General features: G+C 72.6%; 11 protein-coding genes and 2 riboswitches. Of the genes, 6 read left to right on the top strand and 5 right to left on the bottom strand.

Going from position 1 to position 12324, the window contains the following annotated elements; genetic code table 11:
* Positions 1 to 23 precede the first annotated feature (23 nt).
* Positions 24 to 698 carry a hypothetical protein gene (locus ACIRJP_RS05505; RefSeq protein ID WP_404168984.1) on the bottom strand — a complete coding sequence of 225 codons (675 nt, stop codon included), beginning with the start codon at positions 696 to 698 and terminating at the stop codon, positions 24 to 26.
* 400 nt (positions 699 to 1098) lie between these two features.
* Positions 1099 to 1232: riboswitch (cobalamin riboswitch) on the top strand.
* 99 nt (positions 1233 to 1331) lie between these two features.
* Between ACIRJP_RS05505 and ACIRJP_RS05500 the strand changes: the two genes are divergently transcribed.
* The 5 genes from ACIRJP_RS05500 (at position 1332) to cobM (ending at position 6405) form a co-directional block, all read left to right on the top strand.
* The gene (locus tag ACIRJP_RS05500) at positions 1332 to 2441 is read left to right on the top strand and encodes a FecCD family ABC transporter permease (RefSeq protein ID WP_404168412.1); all 1110 of its coding nucleotides are present in this window, start codon (positions 1332 to 1334) and stop codon (positions 2439 to 2441) included.
* On the top strand, positions 2441 to 3226 hold the full coding sequence (locus tag ACIRJP_RS05495; protein WP_404168410.1) for an ABC transporter ATP-binding protein: 786 nt from the start codon (positions 2441 to 2443) through the stop codon (positions 3224 to 3226). The genes ACIRJP_RS05500 and ACIRJP_RS05495 overlap by 1 nt, the downstream gene beginning before the upstream one ends.
* A 15-nt stretch (positions 3227 to 3241) precedes the next feature.
* Positions 3242 to 4264 carry an ABC transporter substrate-binding protein gene (locus ACIRJP_RS05490; RefSeq protein WP_404168408.1) on the top strand — a complete coding sequence of 341 codons (1023 nt, stop codon included), beginning with the start codon at positions 3242 to 3244 and terminating at the stop codon, positions 4262 to 4264.
* 93 nt (positions 4265 to 4357) lie between these two features.
* Complete coding sequence (gene cbiE / locus ACIRJP_RS05485; protein ID WP_404168406.1) at positions 4358 to 5659, top strand: precorrin-6y C5,15-methyltransferase (decarboxylating) subunit CbiE; 1302 nt, start codon at positions 4358 to 4360, stop codon at positions 5657 to 5659.
* Positions 5656 to 6405 carry a precorrin-4 C(11)-methyltransferase gene (cobM, locus tag ACIRJP_RS05480; RefSeq protein ID WP_404168404.1) on the top strand — a complete coding sequence of 250 codons (750 nt, stop codon included), beginning with the start codon at positions 5656 to 5658 and terminating at the stop codon, positions 6403 to 6405. The genes cbiE and cobM overlap by 4 nt, the downstream gene beginning before the upstream one ends.
* Before the next feature lie 27 nt (positions 6406 to 6432).
* Here cobM and ACIRJP_RS05475 read toward each other — a convergent pair whose 3' ends face one another.
* On the bottom strand, positions 6433 to 7548 hold the full coding sequence (locus ACIRJP_RS05475) for a cobalt-precorrin-5B (C(1))-methyltransferase (protein WP_404168402.1): 1116 nt from the start codon (positions 7546 to 7548) through the stop codon (positions 6433 to 6435).
* 11 nt (positions 7549 to 7559) lie between these two features.
* Between ACIRJP_RS05475 and ACIRJP_RS05470 the strand changes: the two genes are divergently transcribed.
* Positions 7560 to 8315: a cobalt-precorrin-6A reductase gene (locus ACIRJP_RS05470; protein ID WP_404168400.1), complete on the top strand. Its 756-nt coding sequence runs from the start codon at positions 7560 to 7562 to the stop codon at positions 8313 to 8315.
* Positions 8316 to 8542: 227 nt separating this feature from the next.
* Here ACIRJP_RS05470 and ACIRJP_RS05465 read toward each other — a convergent pair whose 3' ends face one another.
* From ACIRJP_RS05465 to cobG, 3 genes are all read right to left on the bottom strand, one after another.
* A complete protein-coding gene (locus ACIRJP_RS05465; protein WP_404168399.1) occupies positions 8543 to 10048 on the bottom strand; it encodes a precorrin-2 C(20)-methyltransferase in 1506 nt (501 codons plus the stop codon).
* A gap of 2 nt (positions 10049 to 10050) precedes the next feature.
* Entirely contained in the window at positions 10051 to 10677 is a 627-nt protein-coding gene (locus tag ACIRJP_RS05460; protein ID WP_404168397.1) for a precorrin-8X methylmutase, read from the bottom strand.
* Positions 10678 to 10751: 74 nt separating this feature from the next.
* Positions 10752 to 12080, bottom strand: coding sequence for a precorrin-3B synthase (gene cobG, locus ACIRJP_RS05455; RefSeq protein ID WP_404168954.1), 1329 nt, complete (start codon positions 12078 to 12080; stop codon positions 10752 to 10754).
* A 103-nt stretch (positions 12081 to 12183) separates the two neighbouring features.
* A riboswitch (cobalamin riboswitch) is annotated at positions 12184 to 12256 on the top strand.
* Positions 12257 to 12324 lie beyond the last annotated feature (68 nt).

Below are 12324 nucleotides of genomic sequence, written 5' to 3'. Positions count from 1 at the left end.
CGAGGCAGACGTACGACGACTCGCTACAGGCCCAATTCGGGGTAATGGCCGCGTTGATACGTCGACAGATCGGAGATGGGAAGCTGTGCCGCACCCCGGCAGATCACGCAGGCGCGACTCCGCCGGCATTCCGGGCAGTTCTTCCGTCCATGGGTTTCGTCGTGCACCCAGCCGCGTCCCCCGCACCCGGGACACCAACCCAGACCGTCGCACTCGTAGCACAGCACAAATCCGGCCGTGAGGGTATCGGCCGTGCGCACCGGCTCCGGCCACCGGAACTCCTCCGGCTCGTACAGGGCCATCGCCGGCGTCTGCCCGCTGAACGACACGTTGGGCCCGTGCTCGATCGCACGGACCTCGATGCTGCAGCCGTCGTGGCGGCCGGTGACCACGATTCGGGGCGTCCCATCGGCGTCCTCCTGAGACGTCGCGCACTCCCAGCCCGCCGAGTCGAGCAGGGCGACCGCGCGAGACGCGATGGCGGCGCCACTGACGTTCGCGCGACGCTTCCCGACGAAGCAGCCGGCCGAGTACTGGTGGCGGAGCGGTTCATGCCAGTCGACGATGCGCGGCTCGTCGAGAAACAGCAGGCGCAGATCACTGCCGGGAGCCAAGTCGTCGATCAACTCGACCAGTTGCGCCCGCAGCGCTCGGCCCAGCCGGTCCAGCTCTTCCCGCGCACCCGGTATGGGACCCACGACGCCCCTCCTCACCCTGCCGTGCCATCGCCAGGCATCCCGCTCGGCCACCGGGATCCTATTCGGCGGTCGTACGAAGCCGGCGGCCGACGCGGACCTTCAGCACGTCGCGCCCGCTCGCGGGAAACGCGGGTACCCCCGACGGGTACGGATTCAGCCTCACGCAGCGTGTCAACGGGTACCTGAGCATGGCCGGTCGACACCGCTCTTCGTGGCCGACTCGGACACCGGAGACCCGTTCCCGACCCGGATCGACCACCCGGACGCATCACGGAACTGAGCACCGTACCGCGACCGTCGGGTGCTCAGGCAGGAGCGCCACGAATCGGCCCCGGAACGGGCCGGCCGGTCGCACGGAGGCATGCGCCCGCTTCGTTGTGGGGGTGTCCCGCACCACCTGTCCGCGCGAGCTATAAGCTGCACATGCCCCGCGGGGGAAGTCCGGTCGAAATCCGGCGCTGACCCGCAACGGTAGGCGGAGCCCGACATCGGGCGCCGTAAGCCCGATTACCCGCGGCGGTGAAGGCTCCTGTCAATTCGCCGTGGACTGCGAGTGGTGCTGCGCAGGGCGCTTCGCGTCCGGGCTGCTCCTTGATCACGTAGGTGCACGGCCCGAGGCGAAAGCGACCGCCCGTGGCCACACCCATCGACCGCAAACCCGCCGTCCCCCCGCGCACCTCCCGCGCCGCGGCCGGGCCCGCGCCGCCCCGGCGCGTGTCGCTGCCACTGCTGCTGGCCACCCTGTGCGCCGTGCTCCTGGTCTCGCTCGTCTGCGGGGCGGGCATCGGAGCATCGGGGCTCTCCTGGGGCGAAGTGCTGCACTGCCTGTGGGCCGGGCTGACCGGCGGCCGGATAACCCCCGAGCAGGTGCCGGCGTACACCATCGTCTGGGAACTGCGCTTTCCGCGCGCCGTGCTGGCCGCGGTCGTCGGGGCCGGACTCGCGGCCATCGGCGTCGCCGTGCAGGCCATGGTCCGCAACGCCCTCGCCGACCCGTTCGTCCTCGGTATCTCCTCGGGCGCGGCCGTCGGCGCCAATGCCGTGCTCATCTTCGGCGCCTTCGGAACGCTGGGCATCTGGGCGCTCTCCACGGCGGCGTTCCTCTCCGCGCTCCTCGCCATGGTGCTGGTGTACGCGATCGCACGCACCGCCCGCGGCCTGACCCCGCTGCGGCTCGTCCTGACGGGCACCGCGATGTACTACGGCTTCTCGGCCGTCACCACCTTCATGGTGTTCGCGGCCGAACGCGGCGAGGCCGCCCGCTCCGCGATGATGTGGATGCTCGGCAGCCTCGGCGGCGCCACCTGGGCCTCCGTGCCGATCGCGGCGGGGGCCGTGCTCGGCGGCCTCGCCCACCTCGCCTGGTCGGCGCGCCGGCTGAACGCCCTGGCCATGGGCGACGAGACCGCCGCCGCGCTGGGCGTGGACGCGGGACGGCTGCGCAAGGAGCTCTTCCTGGTCTCCGCGGCCGTCACCGGGGCGGTCGTCGCGGTGAGCGGGGCGATCGGCTTCGTCGGCCTGATGGTGCCGCACGCCGTACGGATGCTGGTCGGCGCCGACCACCGCCGGCTGCTGGCCGTCGCCCCACTGGCGGGCGCCGTTCTGCTGATCTGGGTGGACATCCTCTCCCGGGTGCTGCTCGCGCCCGCCGAACTGCCGGTGGGCGTGGTCACCGCGGTCATCGGCGTGCCGTGCTTCGTGCTGCTGATGCGCCGCCGCTCCTATACGTTCGGAGGCGCGTGATGCGGATCGACATCGATGCCCTGACGGTCGAGATCGCCGGGGCACGGCTGGTGGAGGACGCCACGCTGGGAGCGGGGGAGGGGCAGCTCGTTGGTCTGGTCGGCCCCAACGGCAGTGGAAAGTCAACCCTGTTGCGCTGCGTCTACCGGGCGCTGCGCCCCTCCTCGGGCACGGTGCGGCTCGGCGGCGAGGACCTGTACGGCATGAGCGCGCGCGAAGGGGCCCGCCTGCTTGCCGCACTGCCCCAGGAGGCGTTCGCCGAATTCGACTTCACGGCCGCCGAGGTCGTGGCGATGGGCCGGATGCCGCACCAGCGGTCGATGGGCCGGACCACCGACGAGGACCGGCTCGTGTGCGAGACCGCCCTGGCGGACGTCGGCGCACGCCACCTTGCCGAGCGCGGCTTCCTCACACTCTCCGGCGGCGAGAAACAACGGGTGCTGATCGCCCGCGCACTGGCCCAGCGGCCCCGGCTGCTGGTGCTCGACGAACCGACCAACCACCTGGACATCGCACAGCAGCTGGAAGTGCTGGCCCTGGTACGCCGCAGCGGACTGACCGTCCTCACCGCGCTGCACGACCTCAACCTCGCCGCACTCCACTGCGACCTGCTCCACGTCATCGACAACGGCCGGATCGTCGCGTCCGGCGCCCCGCACGATGTGCTCACCCCCGCGCTGTTGGCCGAGGTCTTCGGCGTACGGGCACACCGCGTCCCGCATCCGGAGACCGGCGCCGTACAGCTGCTCTTCGACCGCCTCCGCCCCGCACGATCCGACTCCTGAGGAGCCGCTCCCACCATGCCCGAGCTCGCACGCCCCGCCGCATTCGCACTCGCGGCCGCCCTGCTCCTCACCGGCTGCGGTGCGGACGTGCCCACCCGCCAGGAAGAGAAGACCGCTGCCCGGAACGGGGACGGCCACTACCCGGTGACCATCGAGAACTGCGGAGAGAGCAAGACCTACGACAAGGCCCCGCAGCGCGTGGTCACCAATGACGTCGGCATCACCGAGATCATGTTCGCGCTCGGACTCGAGAATCACATGGCGGGCTATGTGATGCCCGAGGACAAGGGCGACCTCACCACCGTTCCCTGGAAGGACGGCTACGGGAAGACCAAGTGGCTCTCCAAGGACCGGATCAGCAAGGAACTGGTCATCGACGCCCACGCCGATCTGGTCTTCGCCGGATGGAACTACGGATTCAGTGAAGGGGACGGATTCACCCCCGCCGAACTCCGGCGGGTGGGCATCGACTCGTACCTGCTGAGCGAGTCGTGCCGCAACGGCCGGGGGAAGGCCCGCGGGGTGATGGCGCCACTCGACGCGCTGTACACCGATCTGCGGAACCTGGGCAGGATCTTCGATGTCGAGGACCGCGCGGAGAGCCTCGTCGCGACGTTCCGGAAGCAGGTGACACAAGCGCGGGCAGGGGCACCGAAGGGCGCCGACCGCCCACGCGTCTTTCTCTACGACGACGGGCGGGACAAGCCGCTGACCTCCGGCGCCTACGCCGGACCGCACGACATCATCACCAAGGCGGGCGGTGATCACATCATGAAGGACCTCAAGGACAGCTGGGTCACCGTCGGCTGGGAGACCGTCGTCGACCGCGATCCCGAGGTGATCGTGATCAACGACTACGGTGACACCGGCGCGGAACAGAAGAAGAGGTTCCTGAAGTCCTTTCCGCCACTGGCCGACGTGTCGGCCGTCAAGAACGACCGGATCTTCGTTCTCGACTACGCGGACCTGGTGGAAAGCCCACGCAATCCGGCGGCCATCCGCTCACTCGCCGCATATCTGAAGAAAGTGACCTCCTGAGCGAGGCACCGGGGCGGCCACCTGGCCGCTGCCCGATCACGGCCGGACAGTAGAGTTCGGCTGCGTCATCCACTGAACACCGAGGTACCGTCCGTGACTCTCGCACCCCCCGAACAACCCGTCCCACCTGCGGTGACCGTCGTGGGAATCGGAGCCGACGGATGGGCGGGACTGCCCGACGCGGCGCGCACGGAGCTCGTCGACGCACAGGTTCTCATCGGCGGCGAGCGGCAGCTCGGCCTGCTCCCGCCGTCGTGCCGGGGACAACGGGTGCCGTGGCCCTCGCCGTTGCGGCCCGCCGTCCCCGGCCTGCTCGCCGCGCACGCCGGGAGCAGGATCGCCGTGCTCGCCAGCGGCGACCCCATGTTCTACGGAATCGGCCGGGCTCTCACCGAAGTGCTCGGCACCGATGCGCTGAGGATCCTGCCCCACCCGTCCTCGGTGTCCTACGCCTGTGCCCGGATCGGCTGGCCGGTGGAGGACACCGAGGTCGTCACCCTGGTCGGCCGCCCCGCCGCCCGGCTGGCCGCCGCCCTGCACCACGGCCGGCGGGTCCTGGTCCTGAGCGCGGACGCCGCCACCCCGGCCGCGGTGGCCGGGCTGCTGAGCGAACAGGGCTTCGGACCGAGCAGGATGCGTGTGCTCGAACAACTCGGCGGAACGGACGAAGCGTGCCTGGAGGGCACCGCCGGCCACTGGCCGCACCCACCGGGCGACCCGTTGAACATCATCGCGATCGACTGCCGGCGCACCCCCGAGGCCCTGCGCCTCGGCGCCGTACCCGGCCTGCCCGACACGGCCTACGAGCACGACGGGCAGCTCACGAAGCGGCACATCCGGGCCGCGACGCTCGGTGTGCTCGCACCGGCCCCAGGCGAACTCCTGTGGGACATCGGCGGAGGCTCGGGATCCATCGCCATCGAATGGATGCGGACCCACCCCTCCTGCCGCGCCGTCACCGTGGAACGCGACCCGCGACGCGCCGGGCGCATCGCCCGCAACGCCGACCGGCTCGGCGTACCGGCCCTGCGCGTGCTCACCGGCCCCGCCCCCGGCAACCTGGCCCGACTGCCCACGCCCGACGCCGTATTCATCGGCGGCGGGCTGACCGTGCCCGGCCTGCTCGACACCTGCTGGGACGCGCTGCCGCCCGGCGGACGGCTGGTCGCCAACACGGTCACGCTGGAGTCGGAGGCGCTGCTGGCCGAGGCGCACCGCACACACGGCGGCGAACTGGTCCGGCTCGCGGTCGCGCACGCCGTGCCGGTCGGCGGGTTCACCGGCTGGCGGCAGGCCATGCCCGTCACCCAGTGGTCCGTACGCAAACCCCTGACCAGTCCCGAAGCGGCACACTCGGCAACCGAGCCCGCGCAACACCCAGGAGACAAGGCATGACCGTTTACTTCATCGGCGCGGGCCCGGGGGCCGCCGACCTGATCACCGTGCGCGGCGCCCGCACCCTCGCCTCCTGCCAGGTGTGTCTGTACGCCGGCAGCCTGGTGCCCCGGGAACTGCTCGCCGAATGCCCGCCGGACGCCCGCCTGGTGGACACCGCGCAGCTCGACATCGACCAGATCACCGCCGAACTGCTCGCCGCGCACGAGGCCGGTCACGACGTGGCCCGGCTTCACTCGGGCGACCCCTCGGTGTTCAGCGCGGTCAACGAGCAGATGCGCCGGCTCGACGAGGCCCGGGTGCCCTACGAAGTGGTGCCCGGCGTACCCGCGTTCGCGGCCGCGGCGGCGGCGCTCAAGCGGGAACTGACCGTGCCGACCGTCGGCCAGACCGTCATCCTCACCCGGATCGCCCACCGAGCGACCGCGATGCCGAAGGGCGAGGACCTGGTCACCCTGGGGCGCAGCGGCGCCCTGATCGTGCTGCACCTCGCCACCAGGTACGTGGACCGGGTCGTCGAGGAACTGCTGCCGCACTACGGGGCCGACTGCCCGGCCGCCGTGGTGGCGATGGCCTCACGCCCGGACGAGCTCGTGCTGCGCGGCACCCTCGACGACATCGCCGGGCAGGTGAAGGCGGCGGGCGTGATCCGCACCGCCGTCATCATGGTCGGCCGCACCCTGGGCGCCCAGCAGTTCCGCGACAGCCACCTCTACTCGCCCGCACGCGAACGCCACGTCTGCTGAGGGGTCCCGCACCGGCCGGGCGGCCGGTCAGCGTACTTCGCTGCGCCCGACGACCGTGCCCGCCCGGTCGATGCAGATGACGTCGACGGCGACCGGCGCGCCCCGCAGCACCGACAGCGCCTCGTCCCGCGCCGCCACGGCCACCAGGTCCCCGAGCGGCACACCCCGCGCGAGGCACGACTGGAGCGCCGCGAGTCCCGTGTTCGCGACCGCCACCTCGGCCGCCAGGGCCTCGTCCGCACCACCGCGCCGGGCCAGGCGGGCCAGGAACGGCTTGTCCACCTGCGACCGGCCCGAGTGCAGGTCGAGGTGGCCGGCGGCGAGCTTCGACAGCTTCGCGAACCCGCCGCAGACCGTGAGCCGGTCCACCGGATGACGGCGGATGTACTTGAGGACCGCGCCCGCGAAGTCGCCCATGTCCAGCAGCGCGATCTCCGGCAGCCCGTACTCGGACACCACGGTCCGCTCCGAGGTGGAACCCGTGCACCCGGCCACATGGTTGTGCCCGGCGGCCAGGGCCACGTCCACACCGCGGCGGATCGAGTCGATCCACGCCGAGCAGGAGTACGGCACCACCACACCGGTCGTGCCGAGGATCGACAGACCGCCCAGGATGCCCAGGCGCGGGTTCCAGGTGGAGCGGGCGATCTCCTCGCCGTGGTCCACCGCGACGGTGACCTCCACGTCCCCCGCCCCCCGGTGCTCCGCGGCGACCCGTGCGATGTGGTCGCGGATCAACTGACGCGGCACGGGATTGATCGCCGGCTCACCGACGTCGAGCGGCAGCCCGGGAAGGGTGACCGTGCCCACTCCCGGCCCGGCCCGGAACACCACGCCCGAGCCCGGCGGCAGCCGCCGCACGGTGGCCCGGACGAGAGCGCCGTGCGTCACGTCGGGGTCGTCGCCCGCGTCCTTGACCACCCCCGCCGTCGCCCGCCCCTCGGCCAGCTCCTCCACCGCGAGCGCGAAGGCGGGCGTCTGCCCCTTGGGTAGGGTGATCGTCACCGGGTCGGGGAAGTCGCCCGTCAGCAGAGCCGTGTACGCGGCAGTGGCCGCCGCGGTCGCACAGGCGCCGGTGGTCCAGCCGGGCCGCAGACCGGTGTGTTTCAGCTGGGCGCTGCGTCCGCCCTCAATCTCACCCATGGATGGATCCGATGCATGTACTCGTACTCGGAGGAACGACGGAGGCCCGCCGCCTCGCCGAGTTGCTGGTGGAAGTGCTCCCGGCCGGTGCCGTGCTGACGAGCTCGCTCGCCGGACGCGTGACCGGCCCGAGGCTGCCGCCCGGCGAGGTCCGCATCGGCGGTTTCGGCGGAGCCGACGGGCTCGCCGCATGGCTGCGTACCCACCAGGTGGACGTGCTCATCGACGCCACCCATCCTTTCGCCGGGACGATCAGTTTCAACGCGGCCGCTGCCGCCGCTGCCGCCCATGTTCCCCTGCTCGCCGTACGGCGGCCCGGGTGGGTCCCCGGTGACGGCGACGACTGGCATCCGGCCGGTTCCCTCGCCGAGGCCGCCGCGATGCTGCCCGCGCTGGGCCGGCGGGTGTTCCTCACGACCGGACGGATGGGACTGGCCGCCTTCGCCGGGCTCGACGAGCTGTGGTTCCTGATGCGTTCGGTGGACGCCCCCGAAGCCCCGTACCCCGCCCGCATGGAGGTGCTGCTGGACCGGGGCCCGTTCACCCTGGACGGGGAACGCCAACTGATCCGCCGTCACCGCGTCGACGTCGTCGTCACGAAGGACAGCGGCGGCGCCGCCACGGCCCCCAAACTCGCCGCGGCCCGCGAGGCGCGGATCCCGGTGGTGGTGGTGCGACGGCCCCCCGTGCCCAAGGGCGTCCCGGTCGTCGAAGGCCCGGAAGCGGCCGTCGCCTGGCTCCGCGCACACATCCTGCACGGCAGCTAGGGCCTCTCGTTCGGATCATGCCGGGCTCGCGTGCCCCGGTGCCGCGCCTCGCCGCGCTGTCGTCGGTCGCCGACGCGCCTTCCCCGAGCTCTCGGCCCCGCTCGAGCAGGGGAGACCCGTCCGATCCCTCCCCCGCCTTGCGATGCACGGCACCAAACCCCGCTCCCTGATCCGGCCTGGTCCAAACGGAAGACCCTACTAGCCGACGGCCGCGCCCCGACAGGCTCTCAGCCCTCCGGATAGCGGCGGGGGGTCCAGACGATCTGGTGCCCGTCACCGCGCTCGACCCAGCGGGTCTGCGAGGACCCGACGAGCAGGATCGTGCGCATGTCGACCTCGGCGGGGTCGAGATCGCCCAGGCGCACGGTCCGCACGCTCTCGGCGGGGCCGCCGACATCCCGGCCGAGGACCACGGGCGTGTCCGGCGAGCGGTGTTCGAGCAGCAGGTCACGGGCCTTGCCGACCTGCCAGGTCCGGCTGCGCGAACCGGGGTTGTAAAGCGCGAGCACCAGATCCGCCGTCGCGGCGGCGCGCAGCCGCTCCGCGATCACCTCCCACGGCTTGAGCCGGTCGGAGAGCGATATCGTCGCGTAGTCGTGGCCCAGCGGCGCACCCGCCCGCGCTGCGGCGGCGTTGGCCGCCGTCACCCCCGGCAGCACCCGCACCGGGACCTGCGCGTACTCGTCCTGCGACGCCACTTCGAGGACGGCCGTCGCCATGGCGAAGACCCCGGGGTCGCCGCCCGACACCACGACCACCCGCCGCCCGCGCCGGGCCAGATCGAGGGCGAACTCGGCACGCTCCGACTCGACCTTGTTGTCCGAGCCGTGACGCACCTGCCCCGGCCGCACCGGCACCCGGTCCAGATAGGTGGTGTAGCCGACCAGGTCGTCGGCGGCGGCCAGCACCCCGCGCGTCTCGGGGGTCAGCCACAGCGGACCGGCCGGGCCGGTACCCACCACGGCCACCTCGCCACCCTCCGGGGCGCCTTCGGGACGCGGCGCCCCGATCCGGCTGGGCAGGACCGCGACCGCGAAGTACGGCACCGAGCCGGCGTCGACCTCGGCCAGCTCGCCCACCCGCTCCCCGGCCATCGTGGCGCGTTCCACGTAACGCGCCTCGGGCAGCCGCCCGGATGCCTCGAAGGCGCCGCGCACCGCGGGAAACGTACGGCCCAGCTTCATCACCACAGCCGCGTCGGTGGCGGCGAGACGGGCGGTCAGCTCCTCCTCCGGCAGCGTGCCGGGCAGGATCGTCAGCACCTCCTCGCCCTCCACGAGCGGGGTGCCGAGCCGAGCGGCGGCCGCGCTGACGGAGGTGACGCCCGGGATCACCTCGGTCGGGTAGCGGTCGGCGAGCCGCTTGTGCATGTGCATGTACGAGCCGTAGAAGAGCGGGTCGCCCTCGGCCAGTACGGCGACCGTCCGCCCGGCGTCGAGGTGTGCTGCCAGACGGGCCGCCGCCTCGGCGTAGAACTCCTCCATCGCCCCCCGGTAGCCGCCCGGGTGGTCAGTGCTCTCCGTCGTGACGGGGTAGACCAGCGGCTCCTCGACATGGTCGGCACGGATGTGCTTCGCCGCGATGGACCGGGCGATGGACCGTCCGTGCCGGGCGCTGTGATAGGCGATCACATCGGCCTCGGCGATGATCTCCACCGCGCGTACGGTCATCAGAGCCGGATCACCGGGGCCGAGCCCGACCCCGTACAGCCGGCCCGTCTTCTGCTCGCTCACGTCTACTCTTCCTCGCTGGCGATCGCGTTGAGGGCGGCGGCCGCGATGGCACTGCCCCCGCGACGGCCCCGTACGATCAGATGCTCCAGCCCGGACGGGTGCGCCGCCAGGGCGTCCTTGGACTCGGCGGCACCGATGAAGCCGACCGGCACACCGATGACGGCGGCGGGGCGGGGCGCGCCCTCCTCGATCATCTCCAGCAGCCGGAACAGGGCGGTCGGCGCGTTCCCGACAGCCACGACCGCACCCTCCAGCCGGTCCCGCCACAGCTCCAGGGCGGCGGCGCTGCGGGTGGTGCCCAGCTCCTTCGCCAGGCCGGGCACCGACGGGTCGGAGAGGGTGCACACCACTTCGTTGTCCGCGGGCAGCCGCTTGCGGGTCACACCGCTGGCGACCATCGCCACATCGCACAGGACGGGTGCGCCGCCCCGCAGCGCGGCACGGGCGCGGGCGACCGCGTCCGGGGTGAAAGCGAGATCGCGGACGAGGTCGACCATCCCGCAGGCGTGGATCATGCGGACCGCGACCTGGCTCACATCGGCGGGCAGCCCCGCGAGGTCCGCCTCGGCACGGATCGTGGCGAAGGACTGGCGGTAGATCGCCGGTCCGTCCTTCTCGTACTGGTGCACAGTGCTTTCGCTCTCTTCCTCGGGCGTGCAACGGTCGGGTGCAGTCGGGTACAGGGGGAGTCGGGCGTACGGGATCAGCCGCGCGTACCGCGGGCCGCGGCCACCGCCGCGGCGAGACCGCCGGGGCGGCCGGGGCTGTCGGGGACGTTCAGGGGGGCACCCCGCTCCTCGCCCCGAACGAGGGAGATCCGGTGCCCGTCGGGGGTGGCGACGACGTCGACCCACTCGCCGCGGGGATGGCCGCACCGGCGTTCGCACCCGGACCAGTACACCGGCAGCAGGCCCACGGGCCCCACCGCGTCCGCCGCCCGGCCCCGTACATCGGCCAGCGACTTCGCACAGCCGGGCCGGCCGATACAGGCACCGACCCCGGTCCAGGGGGAGTCGGGCCCGACGACGAGGCCGGTGGCCCCCAGACCGTCCAGCAGCCCTGCCGCCCGGCGCCGCTCCACTCCCGGTACGACGACCCCGCGCCACGGTGTCAGCCGCAATTCGCCACGCCCCCCGTGCCGGGCCGTCTCCGTCAGGGTCCGCCACTGCGCCGGGGTGAAGCGCCCCAGCGGGATGCCGACGGACAGTGCGGCCCCGTCGTGCGGGCCGGTCACCACACCCGGGGCTGGGCCGTCCGAGCCCGGCGGGCAGTCACGGTCCTCGGTGGAGGCGGGGCCGGAGCCCTCCTCCCGCAACCGCCGTACGACCTCGTCGAGAAGCGGGCCGGCGCCGCCGGGCAGATCCCTCACGCGCCAGGCACCGGCGCCGGCCGCCCGTTCCAGAAAGACCTCGGCCGTCATGAGGGCGGCCCGCGGCGCCTGCGCGCCGGGTATCCGCACCACGGTCCGGCCCGTGCCGATCCGCAGCAGCGCCGCGCCGTCGTCCTGCGCCAGCAGCGTCACATCGCCGCCCAGCGCGTCCACATCGCCACGACCGTCGTCGAGCACGAACAGGAACCTGCCCGACAGCCCGGTCGTCCGGTCGCCCGCGCACAACAGCTCGTCCAGCGCCCGCAGCCACGGTCCGACGTCCCGCGCCCCCCGGCCGTCGAGCCCCGACAGCGGCGACGCCACGATGTTGCGTATCCGCTCATGGCGGGCGGAGGGCAGCAGCCCCGCTTCGCCCAGCCGGCCGGCCAGTTCGCCACCGCAGTCCGCGCCCAAACCGCGCAACTGGACATTGCCGCGCGAAGTGAGATGCAACTCACCATCGCCCAGGCTCTCCGCGACCGCCCCCAGCGCATCCGCCTGCACCGCCGTCAGCAGACCACCGGGCACCCGGACCCGGGCCAGAGCGCCGTCGTCCGCGCGGTGCAGCCGCAGCGTGCCAGGACAGGCGTCACCGCGGTCCCGGGCAGACGCGTCTGCGGGCAGCGAAGGCGAAGTGGCAGGTGGGGGCATGGCGGCGAGCATACCGACCATCCGACCGGATCCGTATGTCTCCATCAGTTGACCGGCCCTTACTATGCCTAGTGACGGGCCATCCGGCACGTCGTCGCCACAGACGGCGACAGGGGAGGAAGCCCGGTGCGATTCCGGCACGGTCCCGCCACTGTGAGCCCGGCCCCGGCCGGGCGAGTCAGGAACTCCCTTCCCCGGCCCTCGACTCCGTCGAGCAGGGGAGACTCCATTCCGACACCGCCCGGGGCGTGGACAC

It is taken from the genome of Streptomyces sp. NPDC102437 (assembly GCF_044765565.1).
Lineage (GTDB): Bacteria > Actinomycetota > Actinomycetes > Streptomycetales > Streptomycetaceae > Streptomyces.
The sequence above is the reverse complement of the archived record's forward strand: the minus strand, read 5'-3'. Positions and strand labels throughout refer to the sequence as shown.